This window comes from Thermoactinospora rubra, from assembly GCF_002093975.1.
GTDB classification, from domain to species: domain Bacteria; phylum Actinomycetota; class Actinomycetes; order Streptosporangiales; family Streptosporangiaceae; genus Nonomuraea; species Nonomuraea rubra_A.
Genome location: NZ_KZ084330.1, coordinates 135,270 through 159,892 on the forward strand (window position 1 = coordinate 135,270; position 24,623 = coordinate 159,892).

Genomic DNA, 24,623 nt, shown 5'->3' on the forward strand with positions numbered 1-24,623 from the left:
CCCGGCTTGACTCCGCGGCCACGGCCGGGTCAACCGGGATGGACATACCTGGAGCGTGGACCGCAGAACGTTCCTCGCAGCGACGACCCTCCCCGTCCTCCTCCCCCCGACCGGCGCCCGCACCGCCAGGACGCTCGCCCGCGACCCGTTCACGCTCGGCGTGGCCTCCGGCGACCCTTCCCACGACGGATTCGTGCTGTGGACCCGCCTCGCGCCCGACCCCCTGGCCCCCGACGGCCGCGGCGCCATGCCGTCCAGGACCGTCGAGGTCGGCTGGCAGGTCGCCGCCGACGAGCGGTTCTCCCGCGTGGTCAGATCCGGTACGGCTGCCGCCGACCCCCGCCACGCCCACGCGGTGCACGTCGAGCTCGAGGGCCTGGAGCCCGGCCGGGAGTACTTCTACCGCTTCCGCGCCGAGGGCAGGATCTCGCCCGCCGGCCGTACCAGGACCACCCCCACGGCCCTCCAGCCACTCGCCTTCGCGGTGGCCGCCTGCGCCCACTACGAGCACGGCTACTACACCGCCTACCGGCGCCTGGCCGAGCAGGACCCCGACCTGGTCGTGCACCTGGGCGACTACCTGTACGAGTACGGCCCCAGCGGCTACACCGCGCTGGCCGGGCGGGTGCGCACCCACACGCCGGGCAAGTGCGCCACGCTGGCCGACTACCGGCTGCGGCACGCGCAGTACAAGAGCGACCCCGACCTGCAGCGCGCGCACGCGGCCGCGCCCTGGCTGGTCGCCTTCGACGACCACGAGCTGGAGAACAACTGGGCCGGGCCGGTCTCCAGCACCGGCGCCCTCGGCTTCGCCCGCCGCCGCGCCGACGCCTTCCGCGCCTACTACGAGAACATGCCGCTGCGCCGCGCCAGCCTCCAGGGCACGGTGCTGCGGATCAACCGGCGCGTCTCGTGGGGGCCGCTGGCCCGCTTCCACCTGCTGGACACCCGGCAGTTCCGCGACGACCAGGCGTGCCTGGACGGCGTGCGCGCCGGCTGCGACGACCGGCTCGCCGAGGGCAGGACGCTGCTCGGCGCCGGCCAGTGGCGGTGGCTCGCCGAGGGGATGCGCGGCTCGACCGCCCAGTGGAACCTGCTCGGCCAGCAGATCCTCCTCATGCAGCGCGACTACAGGCGCGGCCCGGGGCGCGAGGTCAACCTGGACTCCTGGGACGGCTACGCCGCCGAGCGGGCCCACCTGCTGGAGCTGCTGGCGGGCACGCGCAACCCGGTGGTGCTGACGGGCGACGCGCACATGCACCACGCCGCCGAGCTGCGCCGCGACTTCGACGACCCCGGCTCGCCCGTCGTCGCCCCCGAGCTGGTCACCTCCTCGATCGCCAGCGACGGCGACGGCTACCGGGACCGGGCGTGGATCGAGGAGTCGCTGGCCGAGAACCCGCACATCTCCTACATCGACCAGCGGCGCGGCTACATCGTGTGCCGGGTCACCGCCGAGGAGCTGACCGCGGAGTTCCGCACGCTGGACTACATCTCGCGCAGGGGCGCGCCCGCCAGGACGTCCCACCGCGTGAGCGTCCCCGCGAGCCCCGCCCGCTAGCTCGGTCAGCCCGCTCCCCGCGGCTCAGTCCAGGGCGTAGCCGTACAAGCCCGAGCCCGTGGTCCACTCGCGCGCCCCGGCCGGGCGCAGGCCGGGGTACGGGCCGGGCCTGCGCGTGCCCGGGACCAGCGTGACGACGCCCTTGCCCGGGGCGGCGACGGCCAGCGACCACACCGGCCGGGACGCCGTCGCGGACACGGCGACGGATGCTGTCGCGGGCGCCGCGGGGGAGGCCGCGAGCGTGCGGTAGCGCGAGCCAGGGGCCCGCACCGCCGCCAGCGCCGTGCCGAAGTCGCCGCCCCGGCCCTTGACGAGCAGGTCGCCGTGGCGGGTCAGGCCGCCGGACCGGGTACCGGCCAGCACCTGGACCGCCCGCTCGCCGGGCACGCCGACGGCCAGCTCGTCGTCGCCGTCGCCGTTGAAGTCGCCGGCCGCCAGCGAGCTGCCGAACCGGTCGTAGTAGCGGGGCCTGCCGTCGAGCACGTTCTGCGTCCAGGCCTCGCTACGCCGCGTGGACCAGCCGTGCCGCGTGCCGTACAGGACGTGGACCATGCCGTCGCCGTAGTCCAACGCGCGCTGGCCCGGGGTCAGGCCCTCGCCGGGGGAGCCGACGGCCAGGTCGGCGCGGCCGTCGGCGTCGAAGTCGCCGGCCGTGAGGGCCGCGCCGAAGGAGTCCCACTTCTCCGCCTTCCCCTTCAGGCCGGGGCTGTCCTGCGTCACCAAGGCGGCCTTCCGGGCGAGCGGGTCGATCAGCGTGACCGAGCCCTGCCCGTCGAGCTCGACGCTGTCGGCCGGCGCGCCGACGGCCAGCTCGGCGCGGCCGTCCCCGTCCGCGTCGCCGATCGCGAGCGCCGCGCCCCACTGGTCGGTGGCCAGGCCGCGCTGCCGTACCCAGCCGGTGGACTGGGCGACGCGCGACAGGCCGCGCACGCCCACGAGGAACACCGCGCCGCCACCGCCGTGGGTGGGCGCGCCGACGGCCAGCTCGTCGGCCCTGTCGCCGTCGAGGTCGCCGGCCGCGAGCGCCGCGCCGTACCGGTCGCTGCCGGGCCTGGGCGCGGCGAGCCGGCGCCCGGGCCGCAGCCCGTCGGCCGAGCCGTGGAACAGCTGGACCACGCCGTTGCCGTCCGCGCCGGGCACCGGGTCGCCGAGGAACTCCTCCGACACGCCCACCGCGAGGTCGGCGCAGCCGTCGCCGTCGAAGTCGCCCGAGGCCAGCGCCGAGCCGAAGGAGTCGCCGGTCTCGGCCAGGTCCGGGGTGCCGGGGGTGTCCTGGGAGAGCTTCTGGGTGCGGCCCGAGCCGTACAGGATCGTGACCTCGCCGGCGCGGGCGTGGCCGGAGACGGTCTGGTACGGCGCGGCCACGGCCAGGTCGGTGCGGCCGTCGCCGTCGAAGTCGTGCGGGAGCCCGGAGCAGGCCCGCGCGTGCGCGCCCGCGGGTGCGGCGAGCGCGGCGGCGGCGAGCAGGGTGGCGAGGGTGACGCTCATGTCCCGGAGGATCCCCGCCGATGCGGACGGGCGCGTTAACCCGCGGGGAACGTGCCACGATGGACGGGTGCACATCGACGTGTCGGACATCGACCTGGCGGACCTGGAGTTCTGGCGGCGGCCGCTGAAGGAGCGCAACGAGGCGTTCGCCCGGCTGCGGCAGCTGGACCGCCCCGTGTTCTTTCCCGAGAGGAAGGTGCCCTTCCTGCGCTCGGGCACCGGCTTCTACGCCCTGGTACGGCACGCGGACGTGGTCGAGGCCAGCCGCAACGCCAAGGTGTTCTCCAGCGAGCCGGCGGTGACCAACCCCGAGCCCCCCGGCTGGGTCAAGCACGTCTTCGGCGAGTCGATGGTCAACATGGACGACCCGCGCCACGCCAGGCTGCGGCGCATCGTCTCGCGGGCCTTCAGCCCCCGCATGCTCACCGACCTGCAGAGCGACATCGAGGCCGCCTGCGCGAGGATCGTCGACGACGTGGTCGCCCACGGCCCGCGCGACTTCGTCTCCCAGGTCGCCGCGCGCCTGCCGATCCACGTCATCTGCGACATGATGGGCATCCCGGAGGCGGAGCGCGAGCGGGTCCACCGGCAGGTCGACGCCTCCACCGCCTACAGCGGCGTGCGGCCCAGCCTGTGGCGCAGCGCCCGGATGGCCGCGGGCAACGTGCTGGCGCTGCTCGCCCTGCAGCGGCTGGTCATCCGGCTCGGCCACGAGCGGGCGCGGCAGCCGCGCGGCGACCTGGTCTCGGCGCTGGTCAACGCCAACCCCGACGGGGAGAGGCTCACCGACAGGGAGCTGGGGTCGTTCTTCACGCTGCTGCTGGTCGCGGGCAACGAGACCGCGCGCAACACGATGGCGCACGGCATCAGGCTGCTCACCGACCACCCCGACCAGCGCGAGCTGCTGATGAGCGACTTCGACGCGCACATCGGCAACGCGATCGAGGAGATGGTCCGCTACGTCTCCCCGATCATCCAGTTCCGCCGCCGGGTCACCCAGCCCTACAACCTGCGCGGCCTGGAGCTCAAGCCCGGCGACCGGGTCGTGCTGTTCTACGGCTCGGCCAACCGCGACGAGGAGGTCTTCCCCGACCCCGACCGCTTCGACATCACCCGCGAGACCAAGCCGCACGTCGGCTTCGGCGGGCCGGGGCCGCACTTCTGCCTGGGCGCCAACCTGGCCAGGCAGGAGATCAGGACGATGTTCCGCGAGCTGCTGACGCGCCTGCCCGGCGTCCGCGCGGTGGGGGAGCCGGAGCTGCTGCTGTCCAACTTCGACAACGGCGTGCGCCGGCAGGCGTTCGCGTTCTGATCAGATGGCGGGCTGCTGCTGGGTGATGCAGTGGATGCCGCCGCCCATGGCGAAGATCGCGCGGGCGTCGACCGACTCGACGGCGCGGCCGGGGAAGAGCTTGGCGAACAGCTCGGCGGTCTCCGCGTCGCGCGGGTCGTCGAAGGAGCACAGCAGCACCAGGCCGTTGGCCAGGTAGTGGTTGATGTAGGAGTAGTCGACCAGCTTGCCGCCGGCCTCGGCCACGGTGGGCGCGAGCACCTCCACGACCTCCAGCGGGCGGCCGCGGGCGTCGGTGGATGCGCGCAGGACGGCCAGGTTCTCGCGGGTCACCTCGAAATCGGGGTGGGCGGGGTCGGGCTGGATGTGGCACAGCACCAGGCCCGGCCGGGCGAAGCAGGCCAGCAGGTCGACGTGGCCGTTGGTGCCGTAGCCGCCGTAGTCGGCGGTCAGGCCGCGCGGCAGCCAGAGGACCTTCTCGACGCCGAGCAGCCTGCGCAGCTCCGCCTCGGCCTCGGCCTTGGTCCAGCCGGGGTTGCGGCGCGGGTCCAGCTGCACGGTCTCGGTCACGATCACCGTGCCCTCGCCGTCGACGTGGATGCCGCCGCCCTCGCCGACCATGGACGTGCGGTGCGCGGGCACGCCCAGCCGGTCCAGCACGAAGCCGGCGACCTTGTCGTCCTTGTCGTGCGGCGCCCACCCCCAGCCGTTGAACGTCCAGTCCACGCCGTGCAGCTCGCCGTCGTGGACGACGAAGGTCGGGCCGTTGTCGCGCAGCCAGCAGTCGTCCAGCGGCACCTGCACCACCTCGACCCGCGGGTCCAGCCACCGGGCCGCCGACCCGGCCTCCGATGGGTCGGCCAGCATGGTCACCGGCTCGTGGCGGACGACCGCGTTGGCCACCGCCGACCAGGCGCGGTAGGAGTCCTCCGGGGCCTGCAGCACGTAGCCGACGGGCCAGGACATCCAGGTACGGCTGTGCGGCTCCCACTCGGGCGGCATGAACAGCGGCATGGACAAGGCGGCTCCTACAGGAAGTACAGGCGGTTGAGGGAGACCGAGTCGGCAGGCTCGGAGCCGATCGGCTCGCCGTCCAGCGTGACGCGGCCGAGCGGGTCGACCTCCACCTGGCCGAGCCGGGAGTTGCGGACCATCGAGGCCGGGCCGATGCCGCGCGTGCCCCGCACGGCGACCCGGCGGCGGCGCGTGGGCATCCGGTCGCCCGGCAGGGCCGCCCGCGCCACGAAGGCGACCGACAGGTCGGCGGCCGTCGCGCCGTGCGCGCCGAACTGCGGCCCCAGCACCAGCGGCTCGCAGGCGTCGGTGGAGGCGTTGGGGTCGCCGGTGACGCCGTAGGCCGGGAAGCCGGCCTTGAGCACCAGCTGCGGCTTGGCCCCGAAGTAGGCCGGCTCCCACAGCACGACGTCGGCCAGCTTGCCGATCTCCAGCGAGCCGACCTCGTGCGCCAGGCCGTGCGCGATGGCCGGGTTGATCGTCAGCTTGGCCAGGTAGCGCAGCACCCGCTCGTTGTCGTGTGCCGAGGGCTCGCTCTTCATCTTGTCCGCCATGGCGAACGTGCGCCGCACGGTCTCCCCGGCCCGGCCCATGCCCTGGGCGTCGGAGGAGGTGATGCCGATGACGCCCAGGTCGTGCAGCACGTCCTCGGCGCCCATCGTGCCCGCCCTGATCCGGTCGTGCGCCAGCGCGGCGTCGCCCGGCAGGTCGAGCTTGAGCCCGTGCACCGACACGATCATCCCGTGGTGCTCGGCGACGGCGTCGCGGCCGAAGGGCAGCGTCGGGTTGGTGGAGGAGCCGATGACGTTGGGCACCCCGGCCAGCTTCAGCACGTTGGGCACGTGGCCGCCGCCGCAGCCCTCGATGTGGAAGGCGTGGATCGTGCGGCCCTCCAGCACCGCGAGCGTGTCCTCCACCGACAGGCACTCGTTCAGCCCGTCGGTGTGCAGGGCCACCTGCACGTCGTGCTCCTCGGCCACCCGCAGCGCGGTGTCCAGGGCCCGGGTGTGCGCGCCCATGTCCTCGTGCACCTTGAACCCTGACGCGCCGCCCTCGGCCAGGGCCTCCACCAGCGGGGCCGGGTCGGAGGAGGAGCCGCGGGCCAGGAAGCCGACGTTGACCGGCCAGGCGTCGAAGGCGTTGAACGCGTGCCGCAGCGCCCAGGGCGAGTTCACGCCCACGCCCCACACCGGGCCGAACTCCTGCCCGATGACCGTCGTCACGCCGGAGGCCAGCGACGCCTCCATGATGCGCGGCGACAGCAGGTGGACGTGGGTGTCGATCGCCCCGGCGGTGGCGATCAGCCCCTCGCCCGGCACGATCGTCGTCCCGGTGCCGGCCACCACGTCGACGCCGTCGAGGGTGTCGGGGTTGCCGGCCCGGCCGATGGCGTGGATGCGGCCCTCGCGGACGCCGATCGAGGCGCTGCGGACGCCGAGGACCGGGTCGAGGATCAGCACGTTGCTGATCACCAGGTCGCAGGTCTCCTTGATCGAGGCCGCCTTCAGGTGCAGCCCGTCCCTGGCCGTTTTGCCGAACCCGGCCAGGAACTCCTCGCCCGGCAGCTGGGAGTCGTGCTCGACCTCCACCACCAGGCTCGTGTCGCCCAGCCGTACCCTGTCGCCCCGGCGGAAACCGTATGTGCTCATTCACGCTCCCAGGTATCCGCAGGCGCGCGCCCGCTCCATGGCCGCCTCGAACGCGCCGGGCGCGTCCAGCGGGCCGTCCACCAGGCCGGCGAAGCCGATCGCCACGCGGGCGCCGCCGATCGGGACCAGCTCGACCGTACGGCCGGCGCCGGGGTCGAAGCGGACCGTCGACCCGGCCGGCACGGCGAGGCGGCGGCCGTACGCGAGCGCCCTGTCGAAGCGCAGGCGCGGGTTGACCTCGAAGAAGTGGAAGTGCGAGGTGACGCTGATCGGCACCGGGGCGGTGTTGGTCACCTCGACCGTGACCGCCTCGCGCTCGACCGGCGGCTGCTCGGCGGGCAGCACCGCGCCGGGCGCCCGCTCGCCCAGGGAGCCGCCGCCGAACGGGTCGGTCACCACGGCCAGCCGCGACCCGTCGTCGAACACGGCCTCCACCTGGATCTCCGTCACGACGTCCGGCACGCCGGGCAGCACGTCGTCCGGGCCGAGCACGGCGCGTCCCGCCTCGATCGCCTCGGCCAGGCGGGCGCCGGAGCGGGCCGCCTCGCAGACGGCGTCCGCGATCACCGCGGTGGCTTCCGGCACGTTGAGCCGCAGCCCGCGGGCGCGCCGGGAGCGGGCCAGCTCCGCCGCCGTGAACAGCAGCAGCCGGTCGCGCTCCGTCGGTGTGAGTCTCACGGCCTTCCTCCGGGACGGTTAGAGCACAGCTCAAGATTTGAGCGCGAGTCTAACCCTTGTAGGGTGAAGGCGTGCAACGACCCGACATGCGGGCCCACGTGCTCAAGGCCGCGCTCCAGGCCATCGAGGACGTCGGCTTCGAGCGGCTGCGCGTGAAGGACATCGCCGACCGGGCGGGCATGAGCACCGGCCACGTCCTGTACTACTTCGGCAGCCGCGACCGGCTGCTGGTCTCGACGCTGCTGCTCAGCGAGGCCGACCTGGACGAGCGCCGCGGGGCCGAGCTGGACGGGCTGCCCCCGGAGGCGGCGCTGGCGCGCCTGGTCGAGCTCTACCTGCCGACGAGCGCGCAGGACGTGCGCTGGCGACTGTGGGCGCAGGTCATCGCCAAGCCGCCGAGCGACGCCGGCACCCTGGCCCGCCTCGACGGCTTCTTCCGCTCCTGGGCGGCCGAGCTGGCCGGCATCGCCCGCCGGCTGTCGCCCGGCCTGGACGCCGACGACTTCGCGGTACGGCACTGCCGGCTCATGGACGGCCTGGCGAGCGACGTGCTCCTCGGCACCGGCGACGCCGCCCGCGCCCGGGCCACCGCGCTGGCCGCGATGCGCCGCGAGCTGGCTACCGCAGGACGTTCTTCCTGATCGTGACGAACGTGATCAGCGCCGAGAGGACCATCAGCACGGTGCAGACGACCATGGCCCGCTCGTAGCCCGCGTCGAAGCGCACCGGGTCCTCGAAGGCCGCGCCGACCAGGCCGACCAGCGGCGGCAGCGCGGCCACCGCGAGCAGGCTGCCGGTCCTGGCCACCGCGTTGTTGACGCCGCTGGCCGTACCGGCATAGCGATCCTCGGCCGTGGCCAGCACGGTCGCGGTCAGCGGCGCGACGGCCGCCGACAGGCCCAGGCCGAACACCGACACCGCCGGCATCACGTGGAGCCAATAGGACGACCCCTGCCCGATCCCGGCCATCCACGCGAAGCCCGCCGCCGCGACCAGGATGCCGGCCGTCATCGGCAGCCGCGGGCCGTACCTCTTGGCCACCTCGCCCGCCCGGGCGGACAGCAGCATCATCAGGACCGTCACCGGCAGCAGCGCGGCGCCCGCCGCGGTGGCGGAGAACCCGGAGACCACCTGGAGCTGCACGCCCAGCAGGAAGAACACCACGCCCATCGCCCCGTACATGATCAGCGTGACCACGTTGACGGCGGTGAAGATCCGGTCGCGGAACAGGCTCACCGGCACCAGCGCGTCGGGCGACCTGCGCCGCTCCAGCACCGCGAAGGCCGCCGCCAGCGCCACGCCCAGGACGAGCGGGACGAGCGCGCCGGTCTCGGTCAGGCCGTAGGTGATGCCCGCCAGCGCCAGCGCAGCCAGCGCCGACCCCAGCACGTCGAAGCGCCCTTCGGCCTTCTCGTCGCGCGTCTCGGGCACGTGCCGCAGCGTCACCAGCACCACCAGCAGCGCGAACGGCAGGTTGATGAGGAACGCCCACCGCCAGCCCGGCCCCTGCACCAGCCAGCCGCCCAGGGGCGGGCCGATCGCCGCCGCCACGCCGCCGAGCCCCGACCACGCGCCCACGGCCCGGGGCCGGTCGTCGCGCGAGAACGACGCCTGGATGATCGCCAGCGAGCCGGGCGTCAGCAGCGCCCCGCCCACGCCCTGCAGGGCCCTGGCGGCCACGAGCACCTCGATGCTGGGCGCCAGCCCGCACAGCGCCGAGGCGAGCGCGAACCACACGGTGCCGATCAGGAAGACGCGCCGCCTGCCGTACCTGTCGCCCAGGCCGCCGCCCAGCAGGATCAACCCCGCCAGCGTGACCATGTAGGCGTTGACCGTCCACTGCAGGCCGGCCATGTCCGCGTCCAGCTCGCGGCCGATGTACGGCAGGGCCACGTTGACGACGGTCGCGTCGAGCATGGCCAGGCCGGAGCCGAGCACCGTGGCCGCGACGATCCACCGGCCCCGGGCCGACTTGAGAAGCACCTGCGTGGAAGGCATGGGGCTCATCTTGTCACCGGGACCTGATACACCTTGGATCTCCCCCCGACCGAGGAGATCACTTGAGCATCCACGAGCACCTGTCGCAGTTCCACGGCCTGCCGGTCCGGTGGCCGGAGGACGGGTCCGACCCCGCGGCCTTCGCCTGGCGCGTCTCGGGCGAGCCCTATGAGGACGAGCCGTCGATCACGGAGGCGTTCGAAACGTTCTTCAAGACCGTCGACGCCTCGCGTGTGCGCGCCATCGTCGTCGGCACCTGGGGCTGGGCGCACAACGACGACCGCGCCGACGTCCCGGTCCGGCTGCTCGCCGAGGCCGCGCCCCGGCTGCCCGCGCTGGAGGCGATCTTCCTGGGCGACTACGTCAGCGAGGAGTCGGAGATCTCCTGGATCGGGCAGGACGACGTCACCCCGCTGCTGACGGCCTATCCCCGGCTCAGGCGCCTCGACGTGCGCGGCGGCGACGGGCTCGCACTGGCCCCGGTCACGCACGAGAGCCTGGAGACGTTGCGCTTCGAGTCCGGAGGGCTGCCCGCCTCCGTGGTGCGGGCCGTGGGCGAGTCCTCGCTGCCCCGGCTGGAGCACCTGGAGCTGTGGCTGGGCGAGGACAACTACGGCGGCGACTCCGGCCCCGGCGACTGGGCGGGCATCCTCGCCGGCCACGGCCTGCCCGCCCTGCGCCACCTGGGCCTGCAGGACAGCGAACGGCAGGACGAGGTGGCCGCCGCCGTGGCCGCCGCGCCGATCGTGGCCCGGCTGGAATCGCTCGACCTGTCCATGGGCACGCTGTCCGACGCCGGGGCCGAGGCGCTGCTGTCCGGCCAGCCGCTCACCCACCTCAAACGGCTCAACCTGCGCCACAACTACCTCAGCGAGGAGATGGCCGCCCGGCTGCGCGCCGCCCTGCCCGGGGTGGAGGTCGACCTGTCGGACCGGCAGGAGGACGAGGAGGACGGCTGGCGCTACATCGAGGTGTCGGAGTGAGGCTGCTGGAGGAGCGGTTCCCGCCGCTGGAGCACTACCGGGAGGAGTACGCCGGGCTGCCGCTGGCGTGGATGTACCACGCCGCATGCGAGCCGCTGGACGACCCGGCGCAGGTGGCGTGGGTGTTGACGACGCACGGCCTCGGCGGCGGGGCGAGCGGCTTCGACCGGGTGCTGGAGGAGTTCGCCGAGCGGGTCGACACCACGCGGGTCCGGGCCTTGGTGATCGGCGAGTGGGACGACATGATCGAGCGCAGCTCCGAGACGGTGGTGCGCGAGCTCGTCGCCCGCGCTCATCGCTTCCCGTCGCTGCGGGCGCTGTTCCTCGGCGACGTGCCCTCGGAGACGTGCGAGATCTCCTGGATCCGCCACGGCGACGTCACGCCGCTGCTGGAGGCCTTCCCGGAGCTGGTGCGCCTGGACGTCAGGGGCTCCTCCGGGCTGGTGGTCAGGCCGGTCTCCCACGCGCGGCTGCGGGTGCTGCGGCTGGAGTCGGGCGGGCTGCCCGGCCATGTCGTGCGGGCCCTGGGCGAGTGCTCGCTGCCCAGGCTGGAGCACCTGGAGCTGTGGCTGGGCGTGCATGAATACGGCGGCGACGCCATGGTGGAGGACCTGGCGGGGGTGCTGGGCGGGGAGCGGCTTCCCGCCCTGCGGAGCCTGGGCCTGCGGGACAGCGAGATCCAGGACGAGGTCGCGGCCGCGGTGGCGAGGGCCCCGGCGGTGGCCCGCCTGGGGGCGCTGAGCCTGTCGTACGGCACGCTGTCCGACGCGGGCGCGGAGGCGCTGCTGTCCGGCCAGCCGCTCACCCACCTGGCGGAGCTGGACCTGCGGCATCACTACCTCAGCGCGGGGATGGTCGAGCGGCTGCTCGCCGCGCTGCCGGACACGCTGGTGGACGTGAGCGAGGAGGCCCCGCGCTGGGACTGGCGCCCGGGCGGGCGCTACGTGGCGGTGTCGGAGTGAGGGCCGGTGGTGCCGGGGGTGACGGCACGGCGGTGCCCGTCGTGGTCGGCACGCCGGGCGACCGTCGCGTCACCCTGTACGCCGCCGCTCTCCGCGCGGCCGGCCTGCCCGAGCCGGTGGTCGTGCCATGGCGCGACGTGCTGGCCGGACGGCCGCCGCGCCTGCCCGCCGGCGCCCGGGTCCGCATCGACTCGCCCGGCGAGGACGCAGCGTGCGACGAGCTGCTGCGCGGGCCGGGCCCGGCCACCCGCGTCGGCGGCGGCGCCGCCTGGCACGCGGCCTTCGTCCGTGGCCTGGAGCGGGTACGGCAGGCGGTCGCCGCCACGCCCGGCGCGCGCCTGCTCGCCGATGTCGACGACATCGCCGTGCTGTTCGACAAGCGCCGCTGCCACGAGCGGCTGTCGGCCGCCGGGGTCCCGGTGCCGCCCGCCCTGCCCGGCCCGATCGGCGGCTACGCCGACCTGCGCCGCGCGATGGCCGAAGCGGGCTGGACCAGGGTGTTCGTCAAGCCCGCGCACGGCTCGTCGGCCTCGGGCGTGGTGGCGCTCCAGGTGCATGGCGGGCGGGTGCGGGCCGAGACGTCGGTGGAGCTCGTCGCGAGGCGGTCTCCGGTCGCCGAGGCGTCAGTGGGGCACGGTGGCGGGCGGCCCCCCGCCGTCGAGATGCACAACTCGCTGCGCGTGCGGGTCTACGAGGACGAAGGCGACGTCGCGGCGATCATCGACGCCCTGGCGCCCGACGGGGTGCACGTCGAGACGTGGTTCCCCAAAGCCGGGATCGACGCCATGGTGTTCGACCTGCGCGTGGTCGTGATCGGCGGCAGGCCGACGCACGCGGTCGTCCGCGCCAGCCGTACCCCCATGACGAACCTCCACCTCGGCGGCATCCGCGGTGACCTGGACCGGGTGCGGGCCCGGCTGGGGGCGGAGGGCTGGCGGCGGGCCATGGAGGTCGCCGCCCGGGCGGCCGCGTGCTTCCCCGGCACGCCCATGACCGGGATCGACCTCATGGTGGGCGTGGGATGGCGGCGGCTGGCCGTGGCCGAGGCGAACGCCTTCGGCGACCTGCTGCCGCGCGTGACCGGGCTGCCGGGGAGCGGCGCGGAGGGGCTCGACACCTACGCCGCCCAGGTGGCGCACCACATGGCGGAAGGGACCCTGCGATGAGAGACATGAACGCGATCGTCGGCAGCCACGACATCCTCATGGTGACGCTCGACACCCTGCGCTACGACGTGGCCGAGGACCTGCTGGCGGCCGGGAGGCTGCCGACGCTGGCCAGGGCGCTGCCCGGCGGCAGGTGGGAGCGGCGGCACACCCCCGGCAGCTTCACCTATGCCGCGCACGCCGCGATGCTGGCCGGGTTCCTGCCCACGCCCGTCACGCCGGGCCCGCATCCGCGCCTGTTCGCCGCCGCGTTCCCGGGCAGCGAGACCACCGGCGCGGGGACGTGGGTGTTCGACGCCGCCGACCTGCCCGGTGGGCTGGCGAAGGCGGGCTACCACACGGTGTGCGTGGGCGGCGTGGGCTTCTTCAACAAGCTCACCCCGCTCGGCTCGGCGCTGCCCGGGCTGTTCGCGGAGTCGCACTGGGAGCCGTCGTTCGGGGTGACGAGCCCGACCTCGTTCGAGGAGCAGATCGCCTGTGCCGAGCGGGCGGTGCGCGGCCGGTCCGAGCCGGTGTTCCTGCTGGTGAACGTCTCGGCGCTGCACCAGCCGAACTGGTTCTACCTGCCGGGCGCCGACGGGGACAGCAGGGAGAGCCAGGCAGCCGCGCTGGAGTACGTCGACCGGCACATCGGGCGGCTGTTCGCGGTGATGGGCGAGCGGCGGCCGTGCCTGGCCATCGTGTGCTCCGACCACGGCACCGCGTACGGCGAAGCCGGATATGTCGGGCATCGCGTGGGTCATGAGGTGGTGTGGACCGTGCCGTACGGGGAGTTCGTCATCGAGCCGGGGGAGTGGCCGTGATCCCGACCTCTGCGGCGCTTCTGGACGCCTCGCCGTACCAGCACTACGTCTACGCATATCCCCACAAGACCGCCTACCGGCCGCTCGACCCCCGGCCGCCCCTCCGCGACGTGTGGGCAGGCGAGCGCACCGACGCGCTCTTCCTCTACCTGCACATCCCGTTCTGCGAGATGCGCTGCGGCTTCTGCAACCTGTTCACCAGGACCGGCGCGCCCGGAGAGCTGGTGTCCGCCTACCTCGGCGCGCTCGGCCGCCAGGCGCAGGCCGTACGGCAGGCGGTGCCGCGGGCCCGCTTCGCGGCGTCGGCCATCGGCGGCGGGACGCCCACCTACCTGTCGGCCGCCGAGCTGACGAGATTGTTCGACCTGGCCGAGCGCGAGATGGGCGCCGACTTCCGGGCGATGCCGCTGAGCGTGGAGACCTCACCGGCCACCGCGACGCCCGACCGGCTGGAGGTGCTCGTCGCCAGGGGCGCGACGCGGATCTCGATCGGCGTGCAGAGCTTCCTCGACGCCGAGGCCCGCGCCGCCGTCCGCCCGCAGCGCCGCGCCGAGGTCGAGGCCGCGCTGGACGCCATCCGCGCCTGCGGGGTCGCGGCGCTCAACGTCGACCTGATCTACGGGATCGACGGGCAGACCCCGGCGACCTGGCGGGAGTCGCTGGACGCGGCGCTGGCGTGGCGGCCCGAGGAGATCTACCTCTACCCGCTGTACGTCAGGCCGCTGACCGGGCTGGGCCTGCTGGGCCGCGAGTGGGACGACCAGCGGCTCGCGCTCTACCGGCTGGGCCGCGACCACCTGCTGGCCGCCGGGTACGAGCAGGTCTCGATGCGGATGTTCCGCCTGCCGGGGCCGGAGCCCGGGAGCGAGTACTCCTGCCAGAGCGACGGCATGGTGGGCCTGGGGTGCGGCGCCCGCTCCTACACCGGCGGCCTGCACTACTCCTTCGAGTACGCCGTGGGCGTCCGCCACGTCCGGGCGATCATCGACGACTTCGTCCGGCTGCCGCGGGAGGAGTTCGGCTTCGCCAACGTGGGCTTCCGGCTCGACGACGCCGAACGGCGCCGCCGCCACCTCCTCCAGTCGCTGCTGCAGGCCCGAGGGCTGGACCGGGTGGCGTACAAGCAGCGCTTCGGCGCCGACGTGCTCGCGGACTTCGACCTGGCGGCGCTGGCCGACCGCGGCTGGCTGGAGGAGGACGCCGCGCGGGTCCGCCTGACCGAGGAGGGCCTGGCCCACTCGGACGCCGTGGGGCCCGCGCTGTTCTCCGACCGCGTCCGGACGCTGATGGACGGCTATGACCTCCGCTGACCGGCGCCTGTCCATCTGGGACATCTCAGCCCGGGACGGCTCGGGCCGGGATGGCTCGGGCCGCGCCGGGGGGCCCGCCGTTCCGGCCGCCATGCCCTCCGACGGCCCGCGGCCCGCCCACCTCACGATCCTCTACCGGGGGCCGCTGGCCAGCTGCGACTACGACTGCCCCTACTGCCCTTTCGCCAAGCGCCGCGACAGCCCCGAGCGGCTGCGGACCGACCGGGAGGCGCTGGAGCGCTTCACCGGATGGGTGGCCGAGCGGGACTTCCCGATCTCGGTGCTGTTCACGCCGTGGGGTGAGGGGCTGGTCCGTTCGTGGTACCGCCGGGCGATGGTACGGCTGAGCCACCTCGGCCACGTGCCGCGCGTCGCCATCCAGACGAACCTGAGCAGCCGCCTGTCATGGCTGGCGGAGGCGGACCTCGGCACGCTGGCGTTGTGGGTGACCTACCACCCGGGCCAGGTGGACTACGACCGTTTCATCGGGAAATGCCGCGATCTGGTGGCGCTCGGGGTGCGATTCAGCGTGGGCGTCGTCGGCCTGCCGGAGCACCTGGAGGCGGCTCGCAGGCTGCGTGGCGACCTGCCGGACGAGGTCTACCTGTGGGTCAACGCCGCCGAGGGCCGCTCCTACACCGACGCGGAGGCCGCCGGCTGGACGGCCGTCGATCCGCTGTTCGGCCTGTCACGCCACCCGCACTCGAGCCGGGGGCTGCCCTGCCGTACCGGGGAGAGCGTGGTGTCGGTCGACGGCGACGGCCGGGTACGGCGGTGCCATTTCGTCACCGAGGTGATCGGCAACCTCTACGACGGCTCGGCTCTGCGTGCCCTGCGACCGCGCCCCTGCCCGCTGGCGGTGTGCGACTGCCATATCGGATACGTGCATCTGGAGCCTCTTGGCCTGTACGACACGTTCGCGGGAGGGGTTCTGGAGCGCATCCCGGCTGTCCGATGGGCGGCGTCGGCTCTCGAGCCGCCCCTGGCGGTGACGCCGGGAAATGAGGCCGCGCCAGGGGGAACGGTGATTCCGTGAGTTCTAAGCCAGGGAAGCGACGGCGATGCGTGAGCGTGTGCCAAGGACGACGGTGATCCGTGAGCTCTACGCAAGGGAGCGACGGTGACCCGTGAGCGTGTGCCGAGGACGACGGTGATCCGTGGTGTGCGCCGGAGGTCCGGCCTGCGCCGCGAAGAGCGGGCAGGCCGCGTCACCCGTGCCTCGGCTCGCGCTCAGGTCTGCCGGCTCGGGTCGTACTCCTCCGGACGCAGCCCGAACGTCCACGCGACTCCCTCACGCGCGGTCGTCACCCACGGCGGCACCCGCAGGAAGTATGTGCGCCTCGTGCCGTCGGGCTCCGGAGTCGAGTTGAGCACCTCCACCATGACCAGCGGCTCGTCGTCGGCCAGGTCGACGCGCCACAGCACGCCCGTCGTGTCCTGGTGCACCCGGGTGGCGTCGGACTCGGTCAGGTAGCGGTCGAAGCCGTAGTGCTCCAGCATCACGCGCCGCAGTTCGGCGTTGGGCTCGGCGCGGATGCGGTCCGGTGACAGGTCGGCCATGGCGGCGCCGAAGTGCGGAGGGACCGGCATGCCGTGCCAAGCGTGCAGCGCGAAACCGTCGGGGTAGGCGAGCGCGGGCCCGGTGGCGCGGTGGAGGCGGCCGAGCTCGTCGCGGTGGTGGACGACCGGGCGCTCGGTGAGCACGACCACCCGCTCGAACGGCCACCACCATCCGGCGGCGCGGGACACCTGCATGAGACCAGCCAGGGAAGAGGCGTCGAGGAGGGGCGGCCCGAGGACGTCGCCCTCGGGCGGCCGGCCGAGCGCGTCGAACAGGCACAGCCAGGCCGCGTCATGCTGCCCCAATACCGCGTCGAGCGTCACCCGCCGCAGCAGCGCTTCGATCTCCGCGCGGTCGCCATCCGCCGGCACGCTCGCCGTGGCTTCAGCGGCCGGGGAACTGTGCGTCACCGGGGCCTCGGCAGCCGGTGAGTCGTGCGCCGTGGCCAGCTGGCCGATGCCGCGGCGGATCTCGCCCACCAGCCTGTCGACTCCCGGCCACAGCTCTCTGCCCGTGAGAGCCCACGCCGCCGCCCAGCCCGATGGGCCGAGCAGCTCGGAGGCCCGAGCTCGGGCCTGCTCCCAGGGGCGCGTGCGGACCGCTTCGCGCACCGGGCGTCCCGCGTCGAGCGTCTCCAGTGTGGCGAGCACGTCGGCGACCAGGTCGTCCAGCCCGGCGGCGCGCAAGGCGCCGGGCCCGCAGGTGAGGAGCGCGGCGGCGATCGCGCCGCGGGCCGGGGAGTCAAGCCAGACGAAACGGGCGGGCTTGGGCAGTCCGGCGGCGCGATAGGCCGCACGGACGCCGTCCTCCGCCGAGGCACGGTCGGCGGGCGCGACCGAGACGGCGGTCTGCTCCCAGCGCGTGGCGGCCTCCGCCAGGCGGGCGGCCAGCTGGGGGGTGAGCGCGAGGGTGGTGGTCATGGAGCTCCGTCTCATCGAGTCAGGGGGAAGCGATCCGCTCGGGTCACGGAGGTCAGGCGAGCGGATCCATCAGGCGGTCAGGGAAGCAGGCGGTCAGGGAAGCAGGCGGTCAGGGAAGCAGGTGGTCAGGGACCCCGGCCAACAGACCCCGGACAACAGGGCCTCGGCCGACAGGGACCCCGACCAACAGGGACGCGGTGGGCAAGGGGACCAAGCGGACGGGGTGCGCGGTGCCTCGCCGGGCGACCCCCAGGGCCGGGCGACCCCAAGGCCAGGCGACCATGGGCGGCTGGGAAACCCCGAACGGCCCGGGAGAACCAGGCGACCACGGACGGCCCGGACGCTACGGGCGGCCGGAAAACCGGCGGCCCGGGCGCCGCGACTGGCCGAGACGCCGCGGACGGCTCAGTCGGCCACGTATCGGTGATACGCGCCCGGCACGTATTCGCGCTGCCGTACGACGCGATACCACCCCCGGGGCAGCGAGATGGCGTCGTGCTCCTCGTGAACCAGCCGGCCCCCGCTGGGCAGGTGCAGGTAGTCGGGCGCCTCGGGGGAGGGGTCGGGCAGCAGCGTGCCGGGGCCCGGGATGGCGTGGGCGTGTCCCGTGGCCTCGCCCAGAGCCAGGACGAGCCGCCCCCGCGCGTCGCGGGGCGCGGGCGCGGCGGACCGGAGCCGCGCGGGCACCTGGTCCTCGGCGACCGGGACGATGAGGATGTCTCCTTGGCGGTACAACAGCGAACCTCCTCGGCAACCAGAACGTGATCGAGAAGGTAGCCGACCCCACCGACAGTTTCGCGTCTCAGTTCGAAAGGGCGCGCAGCACGAAGCCGGAGACCCGCTCCTCGGCCTCCTCCAGGGCCACCGCCCCGCTGACCAGCGGGATCCGCTCCGCGCCGATCACCGCGAGGATCATGCGGGCCGTGGCGGCGGCGTCGGGGGCGTGGAAGTCGCCGCTGGCCGTGCCGCTCTCCAGGATCTCCACCAGGATCCGCTGCATCGGCGCGACGTGCTCGGCCAGCTGCTGGTAGGCGTCGGGGCCGAGGGCCGCCGACAGGTCGGCCGCGCCCGGGTGGGGGTGCGCCAGCAGCCCTTCGAGCTGCAGGCGCACGAAGGCGCGCAGCCGCTCGGCCGGGGAGGCGTCGGCGGGCAGCTCGCGCTCGAAGCTGTCGATGAAGTACTGCGTGACCCGCTCGGTGAAGGCCAGCAGCAGGGCGGCCTTGTCGGGATAGTAGTTGTACAGCACCGTCCGGGTGATCCCGGCCTCCTGCGCCACGTCCGTCATGGAGATGGCGTCGATGCCCTGGACGCGGGCCAGGTGCGAGACGGCCTGGAGGATGCGGTCGCGTGTCCGGGCTCGATGCTCGCCGATCGTCGCGGCCGAGATCCTGGGCATCCTCCTATGTTAGGCGGCTGGCCTGACGACGTGCAGCAGCTCCGCGAGCACCTCGGTGTTGAGCTGGTAGGCCAGCCGTACCTCGCGGACGACGCGCTGCCGCTCGGCCTCGTCGAGTTCCAGAGCGTCCAGGCGCGCGCGGTACTCCTGCTTGAAACGCGGCAGGCTGCCCACGGCGTCGAAGCGGTAGAAGTCCGCCCCGCCGCCCGCGCCGTACCCGTAGATCCTCTCCAGTTCGACGCGGATGAACTGCCCGCCCGACATGTCGCCCAGATACCGGGTGTAGTGGTGGGCGATGTAGCCGCCGGGCCAGTCGGCGACCTGGTCGATGCGGGCGACGAGCGTCCGGGTGGCCTTCGACGGCGCGATCCGCTCCCGCCAGGAGGGGCCGTAGACCGTCAGGAGGTCGCGTTCGAGGGCCTCCTCCCGATACAGCTCGGGGAAGACGAAACGCCCGGCGACGGGATGGCCGGCCAGCCGGCGCGAGGCGGCCTCCAGCGCCACGTAGGCGAAATAGTGCTGCGCCACCATCTCGCCGTACTCCTGCTCGCTCAGCCGCCCGGCCATGAGGAGCCTGAGGTAGTCCTCCGCCTCCGCGGCCTCGTGGTCGGCCCAGGTGGCGCTGCGCAGGGTCTCGGAGAACGGGGTCACGGCTCAACTCCCACCACGACGAAGGTATATGACGAAGTGTCACAAAAGGCGGGGCCGTTCGTCAAACTGTTGACGACACCATGTCATGAAAAAGTGGAGTCCGGCCAGGACCGCCGCGAAGACCGGCACCCAAGCCACGCGCGCCGCCACCACCCCACCCCCTCCGGCCTGCCGTACAGCCCTGCGCCCACCCACCGCACGCCACGAACACCCCCATCGTGAGCGCGAGCGCCGTCTGGTGCCACAGGAAGATTCGACACCCGCGCCCCCGTGACCCCTGCCATCGCCGCCGGGTAGCCGAATCAGCCGACCAGCGCCGCCGTTCCCGCGACCCCTCCCGCCAGCAGCGCCACCGGCCTGACCGGGCGTCCGCGCCGCGCCCACGCCATCCCCAGCAGGTACGGCACGAGCCAGGCGGCCACGACGTTGGGCCAGGCGATCCACGAGGGCGCGCCGAGGCCGAACCGCGCCACGTCCAGCGCCGCCACGATCCCCACGATCCCCACGATCCCCATGAGCACCGGCGGCCCGTGCCGTATCCTGGCCAGCCACGGCGCGGCCGCCGTGAACGCCGCGAAGACGAGCAGGAACCACAGCGGCCCCAGCACGGGCGTCAGCACCGCGCGCAGGCGCTCGACCGGCATGCCGTTCAGCACGGCCAGCAGCACGCCCGCCGCGGCCCAGAACCCGAGCAGCGCCGCCGCCGGGACCAGCAGCCGCCGCAGCCCCGCGCCCATCCGGCTCCCGTACGGCACGCGCTCCCCATGGCCCGCCACATAGCCGCCGACCAGGAAGAACACGGCGAGCGTCTGCAACGCCCAGGAGACCGGCGCCAGGTGCGGGAGGTACGCCAGCGGGCTGGAGATCACCGGCCCCGGCTCCCAGGCGGTGACCAGCCAGTGGCCCAGCACCACGCCCACGATCGCCGGCGCGCGCAGGGCGTCGAGGCCACGGTCCCGGTCCGGCGGCGTCGCCCGCTCAGCCACGGCTCACCTCGCCCGTCCGGCCGAGCGCGATGAGCGCCAGGTTCCGCAGGGACGGCGTGCCGGGACGGAAGTAGTCGCTGTGCCCGCCCGGCCCCGTGGCCAGGATCCGCGCCCCCACGGCCGGATCCATCGGGTCCGCGCCGAACCCCAGCGGGCCCAGCTTCACGTGCGGCACGAAGCGGATCCAGTCGCCGCTCGCCCGCCCCGCCCACAGCCGCGCCGAGCCCTCCCGCGCGGCCGTGCCCAGCCCCGGGCTGCCGAGCGCGACCACGTCGGTGACGGGCGGCCCCGGCGCGGCCAGCCCGCACACCACCGAGCCGTAGCTGTGGCACAGCAGCGTGACCGGCACCCGGGGCAGGCCGGCGAGGGTACGGCGCAGCGCCCGCGCCCCCTCGGCCGCGGCCGAGTCGGTGAGCGCCCGCAGGCTCCACGTCCGCGGGCTGGCGTACCCGAGCCAGGCGACCACCGCCAGGCGCGTGCGGGGGTCGATCGCCCGGGCCTGGGCGAGCAGCGCCCTGGCGGCGCCGCCGGGGCGGTGATGGCCCGCCTCGAAGGCGGCGGCTGTGGTGTCGCAGCCCGGCACGACGACGGCGATCCGGTCGGCGGCGGCCAGGTCGCCGTAGACCTTGACCAGCCGGTCGCCCGGCGGTTCGGCCAGGGCCGGGGTCAGGAGCGCGGCGGCGGCGAGGGCCAGGAGTCTCAGCATGCCGCGACGCTAGGAACCGAGATCGGTAACCCGCGTCACCGCCGGGAGCGATCGCCGCGCTCACCCCGCGGGACTACGCCGTCCGTCACCTGGAGGAGTCGCGCACGTACCGGTGCTTGGTTCCCGGCGGGAAGTACTCCGGGTCGCCGGTCTCCCGCAGCCGGATCACCGGCGGCTGCCGGTGGCGCGGCACGTAGGCGGTGAACTCGCTGTTGAGCCGGCGCAGCTGCCGCAGGATCGCCTCCCCGATGAGCTCCACGCCCGATCCCCGCGGCACTCCCGGAGCCAGCTCCACGGTGATCACCAGCTGGCTGTCGTGCTCGGCGTCCGCCACCACCTCCGCGACGAACTTCCCGGTCACCAGCGGGGCGACCTCGGGCTGCTCCAGCCCGATCGCGATGGTCTCCGGGTAGATGTTCGCCCCGTAGTACGACACCGTGAAGTGCGAGCGCCCGAAGACGTAGACGAAGGGCCGCAGCGGCCCGGGCTGCGAGGGCCGGAAGGCGTGCCCGCGCAGGAACTCCGTCATCCGGTGGTACGGCACGATGCCGCCCTCGTCGGCGATGTGGTAGCGCACCAGCGGGATTCCGTTGTCCCCGGAGAACACCAGCGTTCCCTCGTGCTCCTCGAAGAAACGGACCTCCGGGTCGTACTGCACGAGCGTGGGCAGGCGCGGCTCGCCGAACAGCTCCTTGGTCAGCTCCGGCGAGCGGGCCAGGTACCGGCGGATCTCCACCGACAGCGGCGTCTCGTTGCCGAGCACGCCGGCGTCGGCCGTGCCGTACAGGGAGGCGATGCCGCGGACGGGGTCGGCGATGCCGGCACGCGCGGCGACCAGCGTGCGCCATTCCTCGCTGAAGACCTCCCCGGCCGTGACGAGCTTGACGTTCCACTCGTGCCAGGGCAGGCCGGAGTCGATCACGTCCTTGAGGAAGGGCGGGTAGCCCAGCAGCACGACCTGGTCGAAGTGCGGCGCGAGCTCGGGGATGACGCGGAGGATCTCGCGCCGGTCGTTGCCGGGCGCGACGACGGTGAGCGGGTAGCCGCGCTCGGCGAGCATCCGCAGGCAGCCGTAGGTGAACAGCCCGCCCACCCACGTGCCCAGGGCGAAGCAGACCACGGCGAGGGTACGGCGGGAGCGGGCGTCGAAGGAGTCGCGGAAGACCTCCTCGAAGCGGTCGCAGATCACCAGCTCGTCGCGCGTGGAGCGGGGCCAGAACGCGGGCGTCCCGGTCGAGCCGGACGACACCGCGATCATGTCGCCGATCCGGCCGCCGCGGCACAGCTGGGGCAGGGGATAGCGGCGGATGTAGGTGTCCTTGGCCGTGATCGGCACCTGCGAGAAGTCGGTGACCGCGCCGGGCGAGACGCCCCGCTCGGCCAGGAAGGCGGCGTAGGCGGGCACGGTGGCGGCCACGCGCCGGAAGAAAGCGAGCAGGTCCACCAACCGACTCTAATCCCCCGGACGGATCAGGCCGGTCTCGTAGGCGTAAACGATCGCTTGGGCGCGGTCACGCAGGCCGAGCTTCATCAGGACGCGCCCGACGTGCGTCTTGACCGTCTGCTCGGCGACCGTGAGCCGGCCCGCGATCTCCTGGTTCGACAGGCCCTGGGCGACCAGCGCCAGCACCTCGGTCTCCCGCTCGGTCAGCTCGCTCAGGCGCCTGACCGCGGGCGCGCGCGGGCCGCCGAGGCGCGCGAACTCGCGGATCAGCCGCTTGGTGACCGCGGGGGCGAGCAGCGCCTCGCCGGCGGCCACGACGCGGACCGCCTCGGCGAGCTGGGCGGCCGAGGCGTCCTTCAGCAGGAAGCCGCTGGCTCCGGCGCGCAGGGCCTCGTAGACGTAGTCGTCCAGGTCGAAGGTGGTCAGGATGAGGACTTTTGACGAAATTTCGGGATCGGCGGAGATCTGCCGGGTGGCCGCGAGCCCGTCCATCCGCGGCATCCGCACATCCATCAGCACCACGTCCGGCCGCAGCGCCCGCGCCCGCTCGACCGCCTCCAGGCCGTCCGCGGCCTCGCCCACGACCTCGATGTCGGGCTGGGTGCCGAGGAAGACCGAAAAGCCCGTGCGCACCATGCCCTGGTCGTCGGCGATGAGGACCCGGATCACGCGGCCTCCAGCGGCAGGACGGCGGCGACCTCGAAGCCCCCGCCGGGCAGCACCTCCGCCCGCAGGCTCCCGCCGTGCGCCGCCGCCCGCTCGCGCATGCCCAGCAGCCCCTGCCCGCCCCCGCTCCGCCGTACCGCGGCGTCCTGGGGGAGTCCCACGCTGTTGATCACCCTCAACCGCAGCGCCTCCTCCTCACGCTCCAGCTCGACCCGCACCCGCGCCCCGGGGGCGTGGCGCATCACGTTGCTCAGCGACTCCTGCAGGATCCGGTACGCCGACAGCCCCACCGCCTGCGGCACGTCCTCCACCGGCCCGGAGCGGCGGAGCTCGACCTCCAGCCCGGCGGCCCGGGCGTTGGCCAGCAGGTCCTCCAGCCGCTCCAGCCCCGGCAGCGGCGCGGTCTCCACGCGGCCCTCGCCGTCGCGCAGGACGCCGAGGATCTGCCGCAGCTCGGCGATCGCCTCCAGGGACAGCGAGCGTATCGTGGCCAGGCCCGCCTCCAGCCGCCGGGGATCGCCCGCGGCCTCCAGCGGCACCGCCTCCGCCTGGATCGCGATCACCGACATGTGGTGCGCCACGACGTCGTGGAGCTCGCGGGCGATGCGCGCGCGTTCCTCCAGCACGGCCTGCGCCGCCTCGGCGATCTCGGTGCGCTCCTTCTCCTCGGCGAGCCTGGCCGTCGCGCTGCGCCGTACCCGCACGTTGTGGCCGAACAGGACGGCCACGGTCGGGATGATCGCGCCGAAGAGCAGCGAGTACTCGTGCTGGTCGACCAGCCACACGAACCCCACGGAGACGACCCAGGCGCCCAGCGTGGCGTCGCGGTCGCAGCGCACCGCGACCGCGTACAGGCACAGCGCCCCCGCCACCACGGTGCCCGGCAGGAACAGCGGCGTCCCCGCGGAGCGCAGCTCCGCCTGCACCACGAGCGTGGCGAGCGTGCCCAGCATCAGGACCCGCCAGGCGGCCAGCGGCCAGCGATGCCGCATCGCGATCGGCACGGAGAAGGCCAGGGCCGTGAGATAGATCATGCCCATCCCGCTCGACAGGGGCCGCTTGTCGTTCTCCCCGAGGAGGTAGCTCAGGCTCGTGGCGTAGACGAAGAACGCGATCGCGACGTCCGCCACCAGCGTCACGTCCAGGCCGCGGAACGGCAGCAGGCCCAGCCACCTCGGCATCGGGAACCGCAGGAACGAGTGTTGCGGCGGACCGGCCCGGCCGGTGAACAGGGCCAGCTTGAACGGCCGCGCCACGGCGGAGATCATCCGCTCAGCCTACGAGCGGCGCCGCGTCGCCCGCGTCCCCCTCAGGTATCGCTTACACGATTACGATCGCTGACAGCGAACTGGCTCAGGGTTGGGAACAACCCTAGGCTCTTGTTAATTGA

At 73.8% G+C, this 24,623-nt stretch carries 23 protein-coding genes; 9 read left to right on the plus strand and 14 right to left on the minus strand.

What is annotated here, in order from left to right; genetic code table 11:
* Positions 1-55 precede the first annotated feature (55 nt).
* Entirely contained in the window at positions 56-1,561 is a 1,506-nt protein-coding gene (locus BSB02_RS10450; protein ID WP_084958518.1) for an alkaline phosphatase D family protein, read from the plus strand.
* A 24-nt stretch (positions 1,562-1,585) separates the two neighbouring features.
* On the opposite strand, the gene BSB02_RS10455 is transcribed toward BSB02_RS10450, so the two are convergent.
* Positions 1,586-3,049 (minus strand): FG-GAP and VCBS repeat-containing protein, encoded by a 1,464-nt coding sequence (locus BSB02_RS10455; protein WP_084958519.1) that lies wholly within the window; start codon positions 3,047-3,049, stop codon positions 1,586-1,588.
* Positions 3,050-3,116: 67 nt separating this feature from the next.
* Here BSB02_RS10455 and BSB02_RS10460 point away from each other — a divergent pair, with 67 nt between their 5' ends.
* A complete protein-coding gene (locus BSB02_RS10460; protein WP_476756179.1) occupies positions 3,117-4,361 on the plus strand; it encodes a cytochrome P450 in 1,245 nt (414 codons plus the stop codon).
* On the opposite strand, the gene BSB02_RS10465 is transcribed toward BSB02_RS10460, so the two are convergent.
* From BSB02_RS10465 to ureA, 3 genes are read right to left on the minus strand one after another with little or no spacing between them, the layout of a single operon-like run.
* Complete coding sequence (locus BSB02_RS10465) at positions 4,362-5,354, minus strand: agmatine deiminase family protein (protein ID WP_084958520.1); 993 nt, start codon at positions 5,352-5,354, stop codon at positions 4,362-4,364.
* A gap of 14 nt (positions 5,355-5,368) precedes the next feature.
* Positions 5,369-7,003, minus strand: a complete 1,635-nt coding sequence (locus BSB02_RS10470) for an urease subunit alpha (protein WP_084958521.1) — start codon at positions 7,001-7,003, stop codon at positions 5,369-5,371.
* Positions 7,004-7,681, minus strand: coding sequence for an urease subunit gamma (ureA, locus tag BSB02_RS10475; protein WP_084958522.1), 678 nt, complete (start codon positions 7,679-7,681; stop codon positions 7,004-7,006).
* A 71-nt stretch (positions 7,682-7,752) separates the two neighbouring features.
* Here ureA and BSB02_RS10480 point away from each other — a divergent pair, with 71 nt between their 5' ends.
* Complete coding sequence (locus BSB02_RS10480; RefSeq protein ID WP_143590454.1) at positions 7,753-8,322, plus strand: TetR/AcrR family transcriptional regulator; 570 nt, start codon at positions 7,753-7,755, stop codon at positions 8,320-8,322.
* Here the strand turns inward: BSB02_RS10480 and BSB02_RS10485 are convergent.
* The gene (locus BSB02_RS10485) at positions 8,300-9,679 is read right to left on the minus strand and encodes an MFS transporter (RefSeq protein ID WP_240506333.1); all 1,380 of its coding nucleotides are present in this window, start codon (positions 9,677-9,679) and stop codon (positions 8,300-8,302) included. The genes BSB02_RS10480 and BSB02_RS10485 overlap by 23 nt on opposite strands.
* A gap of 62 nt (positions 9,680-9,741) precedes the next feature.
* Here BSB02_RS10485 and BSB02_RS10490 point away from each other — a divergent pair, with 62 nt between their 5' ends.
* From BSB02_RS10490 to BSB02_RS10515, 6 genes are all read left to right on the plus strand, one after another.
* Complete coding sequence (locus BSB02_RS10490; protein ID WP_084958525.1) at positions 9,742-10,662, plus strand: STM4015 family protein; 921 nt, start codon at positions 9,742-9,744, stop codon at positions 10,660-10,662.
* The gene (locus tag BSB02_RS10495) at positions 10,659-11,624 is read left to right on the plus strand and encodes an STM4015 family protein (RefSeq protein WP_143590456.1); all 966 of its coding nucleotides are present in this window, start codon (positions 10,659-10,661) and stop codon (positions 11,622-11,624) included. The genes BSB02_RS10490 and BSB02_RS10495 overlap by 4 nt, the downstream gene beginning before the upstream one ends.
* Complete coding sequence (locus BSB02_RS10500; protein WP_240506334.1) at positions 11,621-12,790, plus strand: STM4014 family protein; 1,170 nt, start codon at positions 11,621-11,623, stop codon at positions 12,788-12,790. The genes BSB02_RS10495 and BSB02_RS10500 overlap by 4 nt, the downstream gene beginning before the upstream one ends.
* A complete protein-coding gene (locus tag BSB02_RS10505; protein WP_084958526.1) occupies positions 12,787-13,593 on the plus strand; it encodes an STM4013/SEN3800 family hydrolase in 807 nt (268 codons plus the stop codon). The genes BSB02_RS10500 and BSB02_RS10505 overlap by 4 nt, the downstream gene beginning before the upstream one ends.
* The gene (locus tag BSB02_RS10510) at positions 13,584-14,903 is read left to right on the plus strand and encodes an STM4012 family radical SAM protein (protein ID WP_206184614.1); all 1,320 of its coding nucleotides are present in this window, start codon (positions 13,584-13,586) and stop codon (positions 14,901-14,903) included. The genes BSB02_RS10505 and BSB02_RS10510 overlap by 10 nt, the downstream gene beginning before the upstream one ends.
* Positions 14,904-14,994: 91 nt before the next feature.
* Complete coding sequence (locus BSB02_RS10515; RefSeq protein WP_084958644.1) at positions 14,995-15,939, plus strand: STM4011 family radical SAM protein; 945 nt, start codon at positions 14,995-14,997, stop codon at positions 15,937-15,939.
* Between the two features lie 194 nt (positions 15,940-16,133).
* On the opposite strand, the gene BSB02_RS10520 is transcribed toward BSB02_RS10515, so the two are convergent.
* The 9 genes from BSB02_RS10520 to BSB02_RS10560 all read right to left on the minus strand — a co-directional run bounded on the left by BSB02_RS10520 (position 16,134) and on the right by BSB02_RS10560 (position 24,501).
* Complete coding sequence (locus BSB02_RS10520; RefSeq protein WP_240506335.1) at positions 16,134-17,384, minus strand: DUF6745 domain-containing protein; 1,251 nt, start codon at positions 17,382-17,384, stop codon at positions 16,134-16,136.
* 405 nt (positions 17,385-17,789) lie between these two features.
* Positions 17,790-18,119 carry a hypothetical protein gene (locus BSB02_RS10525; RefSeq protein WP_084958527.1) on the minus strand — a complete coding sequence of 110 codons (330 nt, stop codon included), beginning with the start codon at positions 18,117-18,119 and terminating at the stop codon, positions 17,790-17,792.
* Positions 18,120-18,186: 67 nt separating this feature from the next.
* Positions 18,187-18,780: a TetR/AcrR family transcriptional regulator gene (locus tag BSB02_RS10530; protein ID WP_084958528.1), complete on the minus strand. Its 594-nt coding sequence runs from the start codon at positions 18,778-18,780 to the stop codon at positions 18,187-18,189.
* A gap of 9 nt (positions 18,781-18,789) precedes the next feature.
* A complete protein-coding gene (locus tag BSB02_RS10535; RefSeq protein WP_084958529.1) occupies positions 18,790-19,431 on the minus strand; it encodes a biliverdin-producing heme oxygenase in 642 nt (213 codons plus the stop codon).
* Positions 19,432-19,733: 302 nt separating this feature from the next.
* On the minus strand, positions 19,734-20,417 hold the full coding sequence (locus tag BSB02_RS10540; RefSeq protein ID WP_084958530.1) for an acyltransferase family protein: 684 nt from the start codon (positions 20,415-20,417) through the stop codon (positions 19,734-19,736).
* On the minus strand, positions 20,410-21,123 hold the full coding sequence (locus BSB02_RS10545) for an alpha/beta hydrolase (RefSeq protein ID WP_084958531.1): 714 nt from the start codon (positions 21,121-21,123) through the stop codon (positions 20,410-20,412). Before BSB02_RS10545 ends, BSB02_RS10540 begins: the two co-directional genes overlap by 8 nt.
* A gap of 85 nt (positions 21,124-21,208) precedes the next feature.
* Positions 21,209-22,567, minus strand: coding sequence for a phenylacetate--CoA ligase family protein (locus tag BSB02_RS10550; protein ID WP_084958647.1), 1,359 nt, complete (start codon positions 22,565-22,567; stop codon positions 21,209-21,211).
* A gap of 9 nt (positions 22,568-22,576) precedes the next feature.
* Positions 22,577-23,236 (minus strand): response regulator, encoded by a 660-nt coding sequence (locus BSB02_RS10555; RefSeq protein WP_143590458.1) that lies wholly within the window; start codon positions 23,234-23,236, stop codon positions 22,577-22,579.
* Entirely contained in the window at positions 23,233-24,501 is a 1,269-nt protein-coding gene (locus BSB02_RS10560) for a sensor histidine kinase (protein WP_084958532.1), read from the minus strand. The genes BSB02_RS10555 and BSB02_RS10560 overlap by 4 nt, the downstream gene beginning before the upstream one ends.
* Positions 24,502-24,623: the final 122 nt, after the last annotated feature.